The 17,250-nt window shown below is 71.9% G+C and carries 12 protein-coding genes; 2 read left to right on the forward strand and 10 right to left on the reverse strand.

Going from position 1 to position 17,250, the window contains the following annotated elements; genetic code table 11:
* The 10 genes from secF to VGZ23_13310 all read right to left on the reverse strand — a co-directional run.
* Nucleotides 1-971: protein translocase subunit SecF (gene secF, locus VGZ23_13265; GenBank protein ID HEV2358558.1), on the reverse strand; the 971-nt coding region annotated here is incomplete at its 3' end.
* Between the two features lie 26 nt (nucleotides 972-997).
* On the reverse strand, nucleotides 998-2,386 hold the full coding sequence (secD, locus tag VGZ23_13270) for a protein translocase subunit SecD (protein ID HEV2358559.1): 1,389 nt from the start codon (nucleotides 2,384-2,386) through the stop codon (nucleotides 998-1,000).
* 154 nt (nucleotides 2,387-2,540) lie between these two features.
* Complete coding sequence (locus tag VGZ23_13275) at nucleotides 2,541-3,497, reverse strand: PaaX family transcriptional regulator C-terminal domain-containing protein (protein ID HEV2358560.1); 957 nt, start codon at nucleotides 3,495-3,497, stop codon at nucleotides 2,541-2,543.
* A 16-nt stretch (nucleotides 3,498-3,513) separates the two neighbouring features.
* Complete coding sequence (locus tag VGZ23_13280) at nucleotides 3,514-4,716, reverse strand: thiolase family protein (GenBank protein HEV2358561.1); 1,203 nt, start codon at nucleotides 4,714-4,716, stop codon at nucleotides 3,514-3,516.
* 33 nt (nucleotides 4,717-4,749) lie between these two features.
* A complete protein-coding gene (locus tag VGZ23_13285; GenBank protein HEV2358562.1) occupies nucleotides 4,750-5,526 on the reverse strand; it encodes an enoyl-CoA hydratase-related protein in 777 nt (258 codons plus the stop codon).
* Nucleotides 5,519-6,319, reverse strand: coding sequence for a uracil-DNA glycosylase (locus VGZ23_13290; protein ID HEV2358563.1), 801 nt, complete (start codon nucleotides 6,317-6,319; stop codon nucleotides 5,519-5,521). The genes VGZ23_13285 and VGZ23_13290 overlap by 8 nt, the downstream gene beginning before the upstream one ends.
* Complete coding sequence (locus VGZ23_13295; GenBank protein HEV2358564.1) at nucleotides 6,316-7,089, reverse strand: enoyl-CoA hydratase-related protein; 774 nt, start codon at nucleotides 7,087-7,089, stop codon at nucleotides 6,316-6,318. Before VGZ23_13295 ends, VGZ23_13290 begins: the two co-directional genes overlap by 4 nt.
* Nucleotides 7,090-7,113: 24 nt before the next feature.
* Nucleotides 7,114-7,761 carry an SPOR domain-containing protein gene (locus VGZ23_13300; protein HEV2358565.1) on the reverse strand — a complete coding sequence of 216 codons (648 nt, stop codon included), beginning with the start codon at nucleotides 7,759-7,761 and terminating at the stop codon, nucleotides 7,114-7,116.
* A 55-nt stretch (nucleotides 7,762-7,816) separates the two neighbouring features.
* Complete coding sequence (locus VGZ23_13305; GenBank protein ID HEV2358566.1) at nucleotides 7,817-8,866, reverse strand: lysylphosphatidylglycerol synthase transmembrane domain-containing protein; 1,050 nt, start codon at nucleotides 8,864-8,866, stop codon at nucleotides 7,817-7,819.
* 10 nt (nucleotides 8,867-8,876) lie between these two features.
* Nucleotides 8,877-11,558 carry a valine--tRNA ligase gene (locus VGZ23_13310; protein ID HEV2358567.1) on the reverse strand — a complete coding sequence of 894 codons (2,682 nt, stop codon included), beginning with the start codon at nucleotides 11,556-11,558 and terminating at the stop codon, nucleotides 8,877-8,879.
* 426 nt (nucleotides 11,559-11,984) lie between these two features.
* Here VGZ23_13310 and VGZ23_13315 point away from each other — a divergent pair, with 426 nt between their 5' ends.
* Both VGZ23_13315 and VGZ23_13320 read left to right on the forward strand, forming a co-directional pair.
* Nucleotides 11,985-16,256 (forward strand): DEAD/DEAH box helicase, encoded by a 4,272-nt coding sequence (locus VGZ23_13315; GenBank protein ID HEV2358568.1) that lies wholly within the window; start codon nucleotides 11,985-11,987, stop codon nucleotides 16,254-16,256.
* The gene (locus VGZ23_13320) at nucleotides 16,253-17,236 is read left to right on the forward strand and encodes a D-2-hydroxyacid dehydrogenase (GenBank protein ID HEV2358569.1); all 984 of its coding nucleotides are present in this window, start codon (nucleotides 16,253-16,255) and stop codon (nucleotides 17,234-17,236) included. The genes VGZ23_13315 and VGZ23_13320 overlap by 4 nt, the downstream gene beginning before the upstream one ends.
* Nucleotides 17,237-17,250 lie beyond the last annotated feature (14 nt).

The raw sequence follows: 17,250 nt of genomic DNA on the forward strand, positions 1-17,250 counted from the left end.
CGGCCCGCGCCGTCCGCCGCGACGCGCACGTCCCGCGGCGCCTCGATCCGTTTCGCCGCCGCCCCCGCGGGCGCCGCGCGCCGGTCCGCCCAGTTGTGCCAGTCGACGAGGATGCAGCTGGCGTTGAAGATCGACGAGTACCCGCCGGTGACGATGCTCACGACGAGGCCGAAGGCGACGTCGCGGATCGTCTCACCGCCGAAGACATATACCGCGCCGATCGCGAGCACGGCCGTCATGGCGGTGTTGATCGACCGGACGAGCGCCTCCAGCACGCTGCGGTTCACGAGGTGCTCGAACGGCTCCCGCGTCCGGAAGCCGAGGTTCTCCCGGATCCGGTCGAAGATGACGATCGTGTCGTTGATCGAGTACCCCGCGACGGTGAGCAGCACCGCCAGGAAGGACGAGTTGACCTCGCGCTGCGTGAGCGCGAACGCCCCGATGACGACCAGGAGATCGTGGAGCAGCGCGATGTCCGCGGCGATCGCGAACCGCACGGAGCGGAAGCGGATCGAGATGAAGATCACCTGCAGCACCAGGCCGATCGCGACGCCGAGGATCGCGACGTTGCGCAGCTCCGCGCCGATCTCCGGTCCGACCGTGTCCTCGCGCAGCATGGTGGTCGAGGACCACTGGCCTCGGGCCGCGTCGATGATCGCGTTCATCTGCGCCTGCGAGAGCGGCCGCGTGCGGATGAAGACTTCCGTATCGCCGGACTTCTGAATCACCGCGTCGCCGAGCCCGAACCGGCCGAGGAGGCCGCGGACGTCGCCCACGGTAAACGGCTGGGTGATCCGCAGCTCGAGGGCGTTGCCCCCGGTGAAGTCGACGCCCCAGTTGAGGGCGTGCCCGTCGTGGACGTGGTGGACGTAGAGGGCGATCAGCCCCGGCACGATCACGGCGAGCGACAGAGCGTACCACCACCGCCGCCGTCCGATGATGTCGAAGGCCCGGACCGGTCGCACCGTCATGCTTGCGGCGTCCGCCATACGCGGCGCTACGCTTCCCCGCCGCCCGCCGGCCCGCCGACGGGAGCGGCCGCGGGGACGTCCCGGGGCCGCCCGGTCCAGGCCAGCGCTTGAATGTAGCGCGCGAGGCTCGTCTCGAGCACCACGTCGACGAACACCCGGGTCACGACGATCGCGGTGAAGATGCTCGTCAGAATGCCGAGGATGAGCGTCACGGCGAATCCCCGCACCGGGCCCGTCCCGAGCCACAGGAGGACCGCCGCCCCGATCAGCGTCGTCGTGTTCGAGTCGAAGATCGTGACCACCGCCCGGCTCCAGCCGGTCGCGACCGCGGCGCGCAGCGTCTTGTGCCCGCGCAGCTCTTCCTTCACCTTCTCGAAGATGATGACGTTCGCGTCCACCGCGACGCCGAGCGAGAGAATGAAGCCCGCGATGCCCGGCAGCGTGATGGTCGCGCCGAGCAGTGTGAGGAGCGCGAAGAGAATCAGCGTGTACACGCCGAGGGCGAGGTCCGCCAGGAACCCGGACAGACGGTAGTACAGAACCATGAACAGCGCCACCATGACGATCGCCACGTACCCGGCGTGCAGGCTGCGGTCGATCGAGTCACGGCCCAGCAGCGGCCCCACGGTGCGGTTCTCGACGACGTGCACGGGCAGCGGCAGCGCGCCGCCGCGGAGCAGAACCGCGAGGTCCCGCGCCGATTCGAGCGTGAACCCGCCCTGGATCACGCCTTTGCCGCCCGGGATCGGCGACTGGATCACGGGGGAGCTGATGACGCGGTTGTCGAGCACGATCGTGAGATACCTGCCGACGTTCTTCGTCGTGTAGTTCTCGAACGTCTTGGCCGCGGTGCTCTTGAACGTAAACCCGACCTCCGCGCGGCCGTACTGATCGAACTGGACCTGTGCGTCGCTCAGATCCGCGCCGGTGAGGATCACCTTCTTCGGTACGTGCTGGGTCGTCCGATCGGGGAGCACGGCGGTGTCCGTCCCCTGCCACTCCGTGCCCTGCGGCAGCGAGACGGTCGCGGTGTCGACGAACTCGAGCAGGGCCGTCTTGCCGATGAGGTCGATGGCGCGCTGAGGGTTCTGGATCCCCGGCAGCTCGACCAGGATGCGATTCGACCCCTGACGCGTGATCGCCGGTTCCGCGACGCCGAGCTGATCGACCCGATTCCGGATGATCCGCAGGACGCCGTCCATCGCGTCGTTGCCGACCGGCGTCTGCGCCGTCGGCTCGGCCTGCAACACGATATGGCTGCCGCCCTGCAGGTCGAGCCCCAGGTTGAGATGCGGGGCCGGCGGCTGCAGCATCGGCACTGCGCCGTTGAGCCGGATCGGCTGAAACGCGATGAAAAACGCGGCGAGGGCGATCAGCACGACGCCCGTCAGCCGGACCGGATTGCCAAGCTTCACTCTGTGAAATCCCTCCCGCCGGCGGCACCGGGCCGGCGGTGGGCTCGCGCGCCGGCCGCAAACAAAAAAAGCCTTCGCGACCGCGTTTCATTATATCGGCGGCCCTGGGGAGTGTCAAACCGCGGGAGTGTCAAACCACCGGCACCGTCGCACGTCAGCCGGACGGAGATCGCGCCGGACCGTTCGCGAGGTGAGGCAGATCGGCCTCGCGCGCATCGGGCCGGAAGGGATCGCGGCGGGCGGCGCGGCGGCCCTCCGGCACGTCCCCTTCGTGGGCCGGCGCGGGCCGGTACTGGGCCTCGAAAAAGGCGAGCGCCGGCTCCGCCAGCAGATGGTACGCCGCGGAGAAGACGCCGCGCGCTTCGACGCCGGTCCAGCGCTCGGGGAGTACCTCCGCCGGCAGGCCGGGGTCGACGAAGAGGAACTTTCGGAATGCGTGCACGAGGTGCGTCTTCTCCCGAAAGGCCGCGCCCGCCGGGATCACGAGCGCGCCGCCCGATCGCGCGGCCGCGGCGCGCCAGTCGAGGAGGCGCGGACGCCACTCGGCCACGAACCCGGCGTAGGCGGCGTCGATGACCGGCAGGTCCCAGTGACGCGCGGCGAACGCGGCCGGTGCCGCGGGGCCGGTCAGCCGGGCCTCGAACGTCTCGCCGGCCGCGCGGAGGCCGTAACGTTCGGCCAGCGCCGGGACCTGATCGAGGAGGTTGTTCGGCGTGACGTAGACGCCGCGCGCGAGCGGGACGAGACCCATCCACCCCAGTTCGCGCCGCAGCGCCGCGCGGTCCCGCCGGCCTGCCCCCTCGCCGGGGGCGGGCACGACGACAATCCGCCACAGGCCGTCCCAGCGCTCCGGGCGCAACTTGAAAATCCGCCGCGCCGCTTCTTCGATCCGCGCGTCGCCGCGGGGCGTGAGGGCGTAGTAGCTCGCGCGGCCGGCGCGGATCGCGACGAGCCAGCCCTGCCGGGTCATGCGCGACACCGCCGCGCGAACGGCGGAGGCGTGGAACCCCAACTCGGCCATCAGGGTGATCAGGCTGCCGATCCAGATCGTGCCGCCGTAGTGGCGGACGTAGTCGCCGAAGAGCGTGAAGAGCATCGACCGCGCGCGCACGCCCGCCGCCTCGACCCTACGCGAGTCCTTCGACCACGGTCGCGATCCCCTGCCCGACGCCGATGCACATCGTGGCGAGTCCCCAACGGGCGTGCCGGCGCACCATCTCGCGGACCAGGGTGACAAGAATCCGCGCCCCGCTGGCTCCGATCGGGTGACCGAGGGCGATCGCGCCGCCGTTCGGGTTGAGGCGCGAGCGGTCAATGTCGAGATCCCGCACGCAGGCCAGGACCTGGGAGGCGAACGCCTCGTTGAGCTCGATGAGGTCGATCTCCTCGAGCGTCCGGCCCGCGCGCAGCAGCGCCTTGCGCGTCGCCGGCACCGGACCGATGCCCATGTACGATGGATCGACCGCGGCGACGGCCCCGGCCCCGATTCGTGCGAGCGGCCGCCGCCCCTGCTGCTCCGCCCACTCGGCGGACGCGAGGAGCAGACAGGCGGCGCCGTCGTTGATGCCGGAGGAATTGCCGGCGGTGACCGTGCCGCCGGTCCGGAACGCGGGCCGCAGCGACGCCAGCGCCTCGAGCGTCGTGCCCGGACGCGGATGTTCGTCGCTCTCGACGACCATCGGCCCGCCGCGCGGCGGGGTCACGGTGATCGGCACGATTTCCTCCGCAAACCGGCCGTCCCGCTGCGCGTCCACGGCCCGCTGCTGGCTCTCCACGGCGAACGTATCCTGCTCCTCGCGCGAGATGCCGTACCGCTCCGCGACGTTCTCGGCGGTCTCCCCCATGCTGTAGAGCGGGAACCGCTCTTCGAGCCGCGGATTGGGAAACCGCCAGCCGATCGTCGTGTCTTGCAAGAGCTGCGTCCCCCGGGGGAACGCGTGGGCCGCCTTCGCCATGACGAACGGCGCCCGCGTCATGCTTTCGACGCCGCCGGCGAGGTAGACGTCGCCGGCGCCGACGGCGATCGCGTGCGCGGCGGCGTGCACGGCCTGCATCCCGGACCCGCAGAGCCTGTTGACGGTCTGTCCCGGCACCGTCTCCGGCAGCCCGGCCAGCAGGACCGCCATGCGCGCGACGTTCCGGTTGTCCTCGCCCGCCTGATTGGTGCAGCCCATGACCACGTCCTCGATCGCCGCGGGATCGAGATCGTTGCGCTGCACGACGGCCTGGATCAGGCGGGCGGCGAGGTCGTCCGGCCGCACGTCGCGTAGCGCGCCCCCGTAGCGCCCGATCGGGCTTCGGACCGCGTCCAGAATCACCGCATCCCGCATGCCGCTCATCCTCCCCGATCCGCCCCGGTCCGCCTAGCGCCCGGCATAGGACGGAGCGCGCTTCGCCAGAAACGCCGCGACGCCTTCGCGGTGGTCCTCGGACCGGCCGGCGATCTCTTGCAGATACGCTTCGTACTCGAGCGCGCCCCGCAGATCCAGGGCCAGCGCGCGATCCACGCCGCGTTTGATCAGCCCGTAGGCGCGCGTCGGGCCTTGGGCGAGCCGCTGCGCCCACTCGAGCGTCCGCGGCATCAGCTCGTCGTGCGGGACGACCCGGTTCACGAGGCCGATGCGCTCGGCGGCCGCCGCGTCCACCGGTTCCGCGAAAAACATCAGCTCGAGGGCGCGCCCCAGTCCGACGAGGCGCGGCAACAGCCACGTCCCGCCCGAATCGGGGATCAGCCCGACGCGCGTGAACACCTCGATGAAGCCGGCGCGCTCCGACGCCACCCGCAGATCGGCGGCGAGCGCCAGGTTGCAGCCCGCGCCGGCCGCGACCCCGTTCACCGCGGCGATCACCGGCTTCTCGATCGTTCTGAGGCGCGTGATGATGCGGTTGTAGCGGGAGCGCAGCAGCGCGCCGAGCGACGTCTCGCCCGGCGTGTGGCCGCGCAGATCGGCCCCCGAGCAGAACGCCCGTCCGGCGCCGGTCACCACCAGGCAGCGGACCTCGGCCGCCGCGTCGGCGGCGGCCAGGGCGTCGAGCAGCTCCTCCCCCAGCCGGGCGTCGAAGGCGTTGAGGACGTCGGGCCGGTTGAGCGTGATGACGCGCACGCCATTCCGATCGTCGGTCAGCACGGTTTCATACACGGTCTGTTCCTCCCTCGACACGCGCCGGTCGGCGGTGGATAGGCATCAACGGCGCGCCCGGCTCGGCGATTCCCCGGCCGTCGAGCATGCGGCGCGCCTGCTGAAATACGCCGTTGAGCATGGGCTCCGTGAGCCTGCCGGTATTGGTATTCTGCCGGCTCGGGTGGTAGGACGCGATCAGCACCGGCCCGCGCGGCCGCAGATCGTAGACGGCCGCGTGCGCGAAGCGCAGACCGCGCGTCGCCGCTCCGCGGGCGGCGAACAGCCGCCGGCACACGTCGAAGCCGATCCGCCCGAGCGCGACGACGACCTCCGCCCGCGGCAGCAGCGCGAGCTCACGCTCGAGGAAGGGCAGACACCGCGTGATCTCCGCGGGCGCGGGCTTGTTCATCGGCGGCGCGCAGCGCACGGGCGCGGTGAGGTACGCGTTTATCAGGCGCAGTCCGTCCCCACGCCGCACCGACGTCGGCCGGTTCGCAAAGCCGGCGCGGTGCATCGCCCGGATCAGCCAGTCGCCGGAGCCGTCTCCGGTAAACATCCGGCCCGTGCGGTTGGCGCCGTGCGCGGCCGGCGCCAGGCCGATCACGACCAGGCCGGCCCTCGGGTCGCCGAATCCCGGCACCGGCCGCCCCCAATAGGTCCACGCGGCGAACCGGCGCCTGCGCACCGCCGCGACCTGCTCGCAGTGCCGCCGCAGCCGGGGACAGCGCGTGCAGGCCACCACGTCGCGTGCCAGGGCCGCGAGGGAATCGCGGGCCCCGACCGCGCCGCCTCGCCGCCCGCGCCTGCTCACGTCCCCCGAAATTCCGGCCGCCGCTTTTCGAGAAAGGCCCGCACGCCCTCGCGCATGTCGTCGGTCCCAAACAGCGCGTGGAAGGACCGGCGCTCGAACGCCAGCCCGGCCTCGAGCGGGGTTTCGAACGCCTGCAGCACGGCCTCCTTGGCCAGCCGGACGGCGACGGGCGCCTGTCGGGCGATCTCCGCGGCCAGGCGCATCGCTTCGTCGAGGCACACTTCGGCAGGCACGACCTGGGACACGAGACCGGCGGCATGAGCCTCATGCGCCCCGAGTGCGCGCCCCGTAAGCACGAGTTCCATCGCGCGTGACTTCCCGACCGCGCGGGTCAGCCGTTGCGTGCCGCCGGCGCCCGGCATCAGGCCGAGGCGGATCTCGGGTTGTCCGAACTGCGCCGTTTCCGCGGCGATGACGATGTCGCACAGCATCGCCAGCTCGCAGCCGCCGCCGAGCGCGTACCCCGTCACCGCGGCGACGATCGGCTTCGCCACGCGGCGGATGCGCGCCCACTGCTCGAAACGGTAGGCCTGCATCACGTCCGCGATCGCGGCACCCGCCATCTCCCGGACGTCGGCGCCCGCCGCGAACACGCGCGGGCCGCCCCAGACGACGATGCAGCGGACCTCCGCGTCGCGGTCGCAGGCCTCGAGCGTCGTGGCCAACCGCTCCATGAGCGCGTGATTGAGGGCATTGAGCACCTGCGGCCGGTTGAGGGTCGCCAGCGCGATCCCCCGCTCGATCGTCAATTGAACAGGCTCCTCGGACACGCAGGACCTCCTCTCACTCCGGCGCTACCGGGGTACGAGCGTGGAAGCGAACCCGTCCTGCAGGAGGTTCGCGGCGAGCCGCTCGGCCGTCGCCACGTCGAAATAGCCGCCGACCCACACGCGGTAGGGTGGTCCCGCCGCCACGGTCACGGCATAGCCATGGGCGCGGATCCGGAGGGCCAAGGCCTCCGCATTCTGCCGTTCGGCGAAGGCCCCCACCTGGACGTGGAACCGCCCGGCGATGACGGGAGCGCCGGGCGTCTCGGATGACGGGGCGGTCGAGCCGCCTGTCGCCGCGCTGCCCGACGGCGCCGCACCTGTGCCGCCGGCGGCCGAACCGGCCGGCGGTGCCGCGGAACCGGCGGGCGTCGGAGGCGCGACGCTGGCAGGCGGCGGCATGACGGTCACCGTGCCGGCCGGAGGTACGGTTGATGGGACCCCTCCGGCCGGGATCGTCGGCGAGCCGCCGGGAGCTGGGATGGCCGGCGTGCCGCCGACGGCCGGGGCCGCCGGACCGGACGGCGCCTGTCCGGCGAGATCCGGTCCGCCGGGCGCGGCCGCACCGCCGGGCGAGTGCCGGAGCGTCCCGGTGGCCATCAAGAAGCCGGCCGCGGCCGAGACCGCGAACAGGCAAATCGCCAGGACGATCACGTAGATGCCGCGGCGTGGCATCACAGCACTCCCCCTGTTCGCGGGCCCCGCGACCGCCTTCCTGCCGCCCGGTGTGTCACCGGATGATGTGATGGTACCGCTGATAGGCCGCGAGCAACAGGCCGCCGATGACGAGCACCGCGTAGTAGGAGACCATCCGGTCGATCAACACGCCGCTTCGCGCGATCGCGGTGGGCGCCGCGTGCGGGGCGAGCAGCCCGATGAGTCCGGCCTGGGACACCTCCGTCACGCCGACGCCGCCGGGGACCAGAAATGCCATTCCCAGAATCATCGCCCCGACGTACGAGAAGACGAGAATTTGCGGAGGCAGCGTCAGGCGCAGGGCCCAGAAGACCGCCGCGACGCGGGCGAGATCGAGCCCGATCGCCGCCGCGGTCAGGGCGACGAGGGCGCCGAGCGTGTGGCGGCGGCGCGATACCGCGATGCTGTCGCACAGGAGGTCCACGAAACTCTGCGCCCGTCCGCGGAGGCCCAGGGCGGGCACCGCGCGGAGCAGCACGGCGGCGCACGTCCGCACCCGCTGCGGGGCGCCGACGAGAAGCGCGGCGCCGAGGACGATGACCGCGATCAGCACCGGCAGGACGGCGTTGGCCAGCACCGTTTGCCGGGGCAGCAGCAGGGCGGCGAGCAACAGGCCCACGACGAGCATGATCATGTCGAGCAGCCGCTCGATCACCATCGCCGACAGCGACGCCCCGAACCCGACGCCGTACGCGTCGCGCAGCATGACGGCCTTCGCAAGCTCGAAGCTCCGGCCCGGCGTCATGCTGCCGGCCGCCACGCCGCAGACCACCGAGACCACGGCGAACCGCCCCGAGATCGTGGTGTCGGTCAGCCGCCGGATCATGTACCGCCAGCGCACGGCCCGCACGCCGATCTGCACCAGCACGGCGAGAATGGCGAGCGCGAACAGCGCCGGCCGGACGTTGTGCAGCGCGCGGGCGGCGGCGCCCAGGTTCGTGGTCGCGGCGAACAGGACGAGAATCACGAGCCCGCCGGCCGTGAGCGCGTACCCGAGCCACCGGACCGGCCGCGCCGCGGCGGCGCGGCCGGCCGCCATCGGCGCAACGGCCGCCGCCGGAAGCCCCGGGTCGACGGGTCTCATCGGCGGGCGCTCACGCGGGCGGGGATGGGGCGAGGTCGGCCAGATATCGCCGCAGCGTCTCGCGCCGCGCGGTGAGCGCGGCGGCCCGCGCACGGTCGGCGGCGACGATGTCCGTCGGCGCCTTGGCCGCGAACGCCGGGTCGTCCAGGCGCCGCATCACGCCGCTCTGCTCCCGATCCAACGACGCCAGCTGCTTCGCGAAGCGCTCCCGCGCCTTGGCGCGAAGCTCCGGGCTGTCCACATGAAGCTCGATCCGCCCCGCCCCGCACGGCGCCGGAATGCCGAACCGCGGATGCTCGTCGATGCCGCGGACTTCGAGACGCATCGGATCGAGATGAACCAGGTGGGCGAGGTAAGACCGCACGGTCTCGATCCGATCGCGGTCACCCGGCCCGAAATGGAGGGACACGCCCACGGACTGCGTGGAGAGCCCCATCTCGGCGCGCAGGGCCCGGATCGCGCCGGCGATCTCCATCACCTCGGCCATCGCCGCGTCGGCCGCCGCGTCGGCCCACAGACGCGAAGCGTCCGGCCAGGGCGCCCGCATGATCGTCTCCCCATCGTGCGGCAGCGCCTGCCAGACTTCCTCGGTGATCGCGGGCATGACCGGATGCAGGAGCACCATCGTCTGCGCCAGCACCCAGCTCATGACGTGCCGCGTTTCGTTCGCCGCGGCGGCGTGGGCGAGGTCGACCTTGGCCATCTCCAGATACCAGTCGCAAAACTCGTTCCAGACGAACTCGTAGAGCCGCCGGCACGCCGCGCTGAATTCAAACGATTCGAGCGCGGCCGTCACGTCGCCCGCCGTGCGCGCCAGGCGTCCCAAAATCCAGCGGTTGGGGGCAAGCCGGACGGCATCGCGCTCCGGGGCGCCGGCCTCCGGCGTCCGGTCCGCGAGGTGCAGGCGCACGAGCCGCGCGGCGTTCCAGATCTTGTTCGCAAAGTTCCGCGTGTCCTCGACCATCTTTTCGGAGAAGCGCAGATCCTGCTCCCCGGTGCAGCGGTTGATGAGGGCGAAGCGGAGCGAGTCGGCGCCGTACCGGTCGATCAGCACGAGCGGATCCAGTCCGGTGCCGAGCGTCTTGCTCATCCGCCGGCCCTCGATGTTGAGCACGGTCGGGTTGATGTAGACGTCCCGGAACGGCACCTCCGCGCGGAACTCGAGCCCGAACATGATCATGCGCGCCACCCACAGGAAGATGATGTCGCGCGCCGTGACGAGGGTGCTCGTCGGATAGAAATACTGGAGGTCGGCCGTCTCGCCGGGCCAGCCGAGCGTCGCCATCGGCCACAGGGCGGAGCTGAACCACGTGTCGAGGATGTCCTGATCCCGGGTGAACGCGGCGCCGCCGCACTTGGGACAGGTCGCCGGACGGTCGACGCTCGCGATCATCTCGCCGCAGGCGCAGTACCAGATCGGGATCTGGTGTCCCCACCACAACTGCCGGCTGATATTCCAATCCCGGATCTGCTCCATCCAGTCGAGAAAGAACTTCGTCCATCGCTCGGGATGGAACCGCACACGCCCGTCGCGCACGGCCTGAATGGCGGGGGCGGCGAGATCCTTCATCCGGCAGAACCACTGGTCGGAAATGTACGGTTCGATGACGGTCTTGCAGCGGTCGCACCGGCCGATGTTCGTGACGTACGGCTCCTCGCGGATCAAGAGACCCGCGGATCGGAGGTCCTCCACGAGCAGGCGGCGGGCCTCCGTCCGATCGAGCCCCTCGTAACGCGGCCCGCCGAGGTCGGTGATCCGCCCGCGGGGGTCGAACGCGATCAGCACCGGGAGGCGGTGATCCGCGCCGATCTCGTAGTCGAGCGGGTCGTGACCGGGCGTGATCTTCACCGCGCCGGTCCCGAAGTCGCGCTCGACGCGGCGGTCGGCGATCACCGGCACCTCGCGGTTGACGATCGGTACCAGGACCGTCGATCCGACGAGCCGCCGGTAACGTTCGTCCTCGGGATGCACCGCCACGGCGACGTCGGCCAGGATCGTCTCGGGCCGCTGCGTGGCGATGACAATACCCTCGCTCCCGCCGGCCTGTCCTCCCCCGCCCGGGGGGACAGGTCGTGAGGGGGCGCCGGGATACCGCACGTAGTAGAGCGTGCTCTGCTCCTCGGCGTACTCCACTTCGAGGTCCGAGATGCTGGTCAGGTCCTTGGGGCACCAGTTGATCATCCGCTTGCCTTTGTAGATCACGCCCTTGCGGAACAAACGGATGAAGCACTCCGCCACCGCCCTCGAGTACCCGGGATCCATCGTGAAGGTGGTGCGCGCCCAATCACAGGAGAGCAGCAGCCGCCGCATCTGTCCGAGAATGGTCTGGCCGATCTGCTCGCGCCACTTCCAGGCCTCTTCAAGAAATCGCTCGCGTCCGAGGTCGAACCGGGTGAGACCCTCGCGCGCCAGGCGGCGGTCCATGACCACGTGCACCGCGATGCTGGCATGATCGGTGCCGGGCTGATACAGCGCGTTCCGGCCGCGCAGGCGCTGCCAGCGGACCAGGCAGTCCTGGACCCCGTTGTTGAGCGCGTGCCCTATGTGCAGCTCGCCGGTCACGTTCGGGAGCGGCATCATGATCGTGTAGGGGCGGCGGGCCGCGTCGGGAACGGCACGGAAATATCCGCGCGCGTCCCAGGTCCGGTACCAGCGTTCTTCGGTCGCCGCCGGATCGTACGTCTTCGGCAATTCCGTCCCGTCTGTCGCGGGACTTCCGGCCGCTCCGCGGCCTCCTGCCCCGTCTGTCGCGGGACTTCCGGCCGCTCCGCGGCCTCCTGCCCTCTGTGGCCCGTCCGTCATCCGCATCGCCCTCCCGTTCTGCGCCGCAACACAAACGCCGCCTCACCCAAAGGGCGAAGCGGCGCTCCGCGGTACCACCTTCATCCCGCGTTCGCGTCACGCCGTGCGACCGCGGCTCCACGCGCTGTCCCGGGCGCACCCGACGGATCGTGGGCGGCATACCGCCGGCGATCCGTGGCTCAGGGGCGACATTCGGTTGGCCCGGCCCGGGGAGCTTTCACCACCCCCTCCCCTCGCTCTGGACGCCCGGGCGACCTACTCCTCCCCGTCCTCGCGTTCCGATTGCGCATATTATACCATATCGTGAGAGGCCCCATGCCACTCGATCTCTTCCACCCGCAGATCGCCGGCTGGTTCGCCGGCCGGTTCGGATCGCCAACCCCGGCGCAGGCTGCCGGGTGGCCCGCGATTGCCTCCGGGCGGGACACCCTCATCGCGGCGCCGACCGGATCCGGCAAGACCCTGGCCGGGTTTCTCTGGGCGATTAACACGCTCATGCGGGACGGCGCGGGCGATGCGACGAGCGTCGTCTACGTCTCGCCGCTCAAGGCGCTCGGCAACGACGTTCACGCCAATCTGGTCGGACCGCTCGCCGAGCTTCGCGAGCGCGCCGCCGCGGCTGGCGTCGTCCTACCGGAGATCCGCGTGGCCGTCCGGTCCGGAGACACGCCGCCGGGCGACCGCGTGCGAATGACCCGCCGCCCGCCCCACATCTTGATCACGACGCCCGAGTCGCTGTACATTCTCCTCACCGCGGACGGCAGCCGGGCGTTCCTCTCGAAGGCCCGGACCGTCATCGTGGACGAGATCCACGCGGTCGCACAGGACAAGCGCGGCGCGCACCTGGCCCTGTCGCTCGAACGGCTCGACCGGCTCGCCGGGCACCGCCTCCAGCGCATCGGGCTGAGCGCGACGCAGAAGCCGGTCGAAGAAATCGGCCGGCTGCTCACCGGCGCCGGGGCGCCGTGCGCGGTCGTGGACGTGGGCCACCGGCGGCCCTGGGACCTGTGCATCGAAGTCCCGGGCCCGCCGCGCGGACCGATCGTCGCGAACGACGTGCGGGATGCGGTCTACGACCGGCTGGCCGCGCTGGCGCGGGCCAACCGAACGACGCTCGTGTTCGTGAACACGCGGCGGCTGGCCGAGCGGGTGGCGCACCAGCTCGGGCAGCGGCTCGGGGAGTCACTGGTGGCCGCCCATCACGGCAGTCTCTCCCGGCGGCTGCGCCTCGAGGTGGAGCGCCGCCTCAAAGCCGGCGAGCTGCGGATTGTCGTGGCCACCGCCTCGCTCGAGCTCGGCATCGATATCGGCCACGTGGACCTGGTCTGTCACCTGGGAACGCCGTCTTCAATCGCGGTGCTGCTCCAGCGGGTGGGCCGCGCCGGGCACACCGTGGGCGGCGTCTCACGCGGCATCCTCTTCCCCTTCACGCGCGATGAGATGCTGCAATGCGCGGCCGCGGTGCGCGCCGCCCGGGCCGGCGGTCTCGACACCGCGGTGCTGCCGGCGAAGCCACTCGACGTGCTTGCCCAGCAGTTGGTCGCGATGGCCGCGGTCGAGGAGGCGCGGGAGGACGACCTCTACGCGGCCGTCCGCCGCGCCTACCCGTACCGTGATCTGAGCCGTCCGGAGTTCGACGAGGTCGTCGACATGCTGGCGGAAGGCGTCGCGCGGCGGTGGGGACGCGCCGCCGCCTATCTGCATCGGGACCGGACGCGCGGCACGGTTCGCGGCCGCCGCGGCGCGCGGCTCACCGCCATCACCTCCGGCGGCGCCATCCCGGACACGGCGGATTACGACGTCATCCACGATCCCGAAGGTACCTTGGTCGGCCGGGTCAACGAGGACTTCGCCGTGGAGAGCATGGCCGGCGATGTCTTCCTGCTCGGCAACACCTCCTGGCGCATCCGGCGGGTGGAGGCGGGACGCGTGCGGGTCGAGGACGCGCACGGCGCGCCGCCCTCGGTGCCGTTCTGGCTGGGTGAATCGCCCGGACGCAGCCGCGAACTCTCTGCCGCGGTGTCGGCGCTTCGCCGGGAGATCGAGGAGCGCCTGGAGGATCCCGCCGCGGCCGTGGCCTGGCTGCGGCGCGAAACCGCCCTCGACGTCGAAGGCGCGGCGCAGGCGGTGCAGTACCTCGCCGAGACCCGCACGGCCCTCGGCGGCGTCCCGACGCAGCGCCGGGTCGTCGCGGAACGCTTCTTCGACGAGGCCGGCGGCATGCAGCTGGTCCTGCACACGCCGTTCGGATCGCGCATCAACCGGGCGTGGGGCTTTGCCCTGCGCAAGCGGTTCTGCCTGACGTTTGATTTCGAACTCCAGGCCGCCGCCACCGACGACGGCATCGTGCTGTCCTTGGGGCCGCAGCACAGCTTTCCGCTCGAGACCGTCTTCCACTTCGTCCGGCGGGCGACGCTGCGCGACGACATCATCCAGGCCGTCCTCGCATCGCCGCTGTTCACGACGCGGTGGCGCTGGAACGCCGCCCGGGCGCTCGCCGTCCCGCGATACCAGGGCGGCCGCCGCGTTCCGATGCCGATCCAGCGCATGCGCGCGGAGGACCTGCTGGCCGCCGTGTTCCCCGACCAGGTCGCGTGCCAGGACAACCACGCCGGGCCGATCACACCGCCCGACCACCCGCTGGTCAACGAGACGATCGGCAACTGCCTGGACGAGGCCATGGACACCCGCGGGCTCGACGCGGTGCTGGCGGAGATCGAGGGTGGAGCGATCCGCACGGCGGCCGTGGAAACCCCGGCCCCGTCGCCGATCTCGCACGAGATCCTGAACGCCAACCCGTATGCGTTTCTCGACGACGCGCCGCTCGAGGAGCGGCGCGCCCGGGCGGTGGCCCTGCGCCACGTCGCCCCCGGCTCCGCGGGGCGCGACCCCGGGGTGCTCGATGCGGCGGCGATCGCCGACGTCGCGGCGCAGGCGCAGCCGGACGTGCGCACGGCCGACGATCTGCACGACCACCTGCTCACGGTGCGGCTCCTGCCCCTCGAAGACGCCGGTCCTTGGGACGCGCACGCGCGCGCGCTGGTGGCGGACCGGCGCGCCGTGGTCGCCGTCTGGCGCGATCCTGCGGACCGGGACCGCCGGGCCTACGTCGCGTGCGACCGGGTCGAGGACGTGGGCCGCGCGCTCGGCGGCGTGCGATTCGAGCCCGCCCCGCCTCCGCTGCCGGCCGCGCCGGGCGACCTCGAGCCGTCGGAGGCCGCGCGCCTGATCGTGCACGGCTGGGTCCAATGCCTGGGGCCGTTTACGGCGGCCGGGCTCGCCGCCAGACTCGGATTGCCGGCCGCCACGGTGAACGCGGCCCTGGCCGCGCTCGAAGGCAGCGGCGTGGTGCTCCGCGGCCGCTTCACCCCCGGAACGACCGAGGAGGAGTGGTGCGACCGCCGGCTGCTCGCGCGCATCCACCGGCTCACGCTGGGCCGGCTTCGCCGGGAAATCGACGCGGTCTCACCGGCGGTGTTCATGCGGTTTCTCCTGCGGTGGCAGCATCTCCAACCCGGAACACAGCTGCACGGGCGGGACGGCGTCGCCGAGATCGTCGGCATGCTGCAGGGGTGCGAACTCCCGGCCCGGGCGTGGGAGCAGCATGTCCTGTCCGGCCGGGTTCGGCTCTACGATCCCGAGGACCTCAATGCGCTCTGCCTGAGCGGCCTCGTCACCTGGGGGCGGTTGAGCCCGGGACACCCGGAGGGCCCGGAAGCCGCCGGGGCCATGTCGCGGTCGGCGCCGATCTCGCTGCTGCTGCGCGAGGACCTCGGAGCCTTCGTCGAACCGGACGGCGAGCACCGTGCCGGCAGCCTGCCCGTCCCGCTCCGGGGCGCGGCGGCCGAGGTCTTCCAGTACCTGTCCGAACGGGGCGCGTCGTTCCTGCCCGACATCGCGCGCGGCGTGGGACGGCTGCCGGCCGAGACCGAGTCCGCGCTGTGGGAGCTCGTGGCGAAGGGCCTCGTCAGCGGCGACGGATTTGCCGGGTTGCGTCAGCTCATCGACCGAAGCGACCCGAACCGCCGCCGCCGGTATCTCCACGTCAACCGTCCCGGGCCGCACGCCCGGCCGCCCCGACGCGGTCTGCCGGCCGGCCGCTGGGCCGTGTGGCGGCCGGGCGATGCGGCGATGAAATCGGACGAGCGCGACGCCGCGGTCGCCCGTCAACTCCTTCGCCGGTACGGCGTCATGTTCAGAGATCTGCTGGCGCGCGAGCGGGCGGTGCCGCCGTGGCGGCGGCTGCTCGACGTGTACCGGCGGTGGGAGGCGCAGGGCGAGGTGCGGGGCGGCCGCTTCGTCGCCGGCGTGGCCGGCGAGCAGTATGCGCTGCCGGGCGCCGTTGAAGCGCTGCGGGCGGTCCGGCGGGAACCGGAGGAGACCGCCGACGTGGTGATCGCCGCGGCCGACCCGCTGAACCTCGCGGGTGTTCTTCTGCCGGGGGAGCGAATTTCGCCGTTGTCCGGCCTGGCGATTGTGCTGCGCAACGGTACCCTGGCCGGCACCGGGCCGTACGGCGCGCTCCTGGCGAGCCGCCGCGCGGCCCAGGCCGGCCGGCCGGCCGCGCGGGCGCTGCCGGCGTCATGAGCAGGCGCCACGCCGATCTCGCAATTTTGATGGTGATCGACGCGCTGGTCCCGGCGGCGACGAGAGAACGGTTCCGGGCGTCGGCCGAAGCCGCGGCCCCGGGCGCGCGCATTCTGATGCCGGCCGGCCGGGACGAGGCCGTCGCGCAGGCGCCGGACGCGGACGTCGCGGCGGGATGGGCGCTGCCGGCCGGCGTGCTCGAACACGGCCGCCGGCTCCGCTGGGTGCACGCCTTTACGGCCGGCGTCGATCACTTCGTCACGCTCCCGGGCATTCGCGACGGACGGATCGTGCTGACCCGGACCGTCGGCGCGCACGGGGCGCTCCCGGGCCATGTGATGGCGCTCATCCTCGCGTTCGCGCGCCGCCTGCACGTCGACATCCGGCGGCAGATCAGCCGCGTCTGGGACCGGCCCGGCGGCGTCGGTGAGGACGTCGAGGGCGAGGTCCTCGGGATTCTCGGGCTCGGCCAGATCGGGAAGCCGCTCGCCGCGCGCGCCGCGGCTTTCGGCATGCGCGTCATCGGCACCAGGCGGACGCCCGCACCCGTGCCGCACGTCGACGTGGTCCTCCCGCCGGAGCGCACCGACGATCTCCTGCGGGAGGCCGACTACGTCGTGGCCCTGCTACCCCTCACGCCCGAGACCAAGGGGCGCATGGGCGAGCGCGAGTTCCGGCTGATGAAGCCGGGCGCCGTCTTCATCAATGTCTCGCGGGGACCGATCGTCCAGGAGGCGGCGCTGATCCGGGCGCTGCGCGAGGGCTGGATCGCCGGGGCGGGATTGGACGTGTTCGACGTGGAGCCGCTGCCGGGCGATCACCCGCTGTACGAGTTTCCAAACGTCATCATCACGCCTCACGTGTCGGGGATCACGCCGAGATTCTTCGACCGGATCGCCGCGATCTTCGCCGACAACATCCGCCGCTACGCCGGCGGCGAGCCGCTGGCCAACGTGATCGACGTCGCGCGCGGGTACTGACCTCGTCTACCCGG

The organism is bacterium (assembly GCA_035945995.1).
In the GTDB taxonomy this organism is placed as follows: Bacteria; Sysuimicrobiota; Sysuimicrobiia; order Sysuimicrobiales; family Segetimicrobiaceae; genus DASSJF01.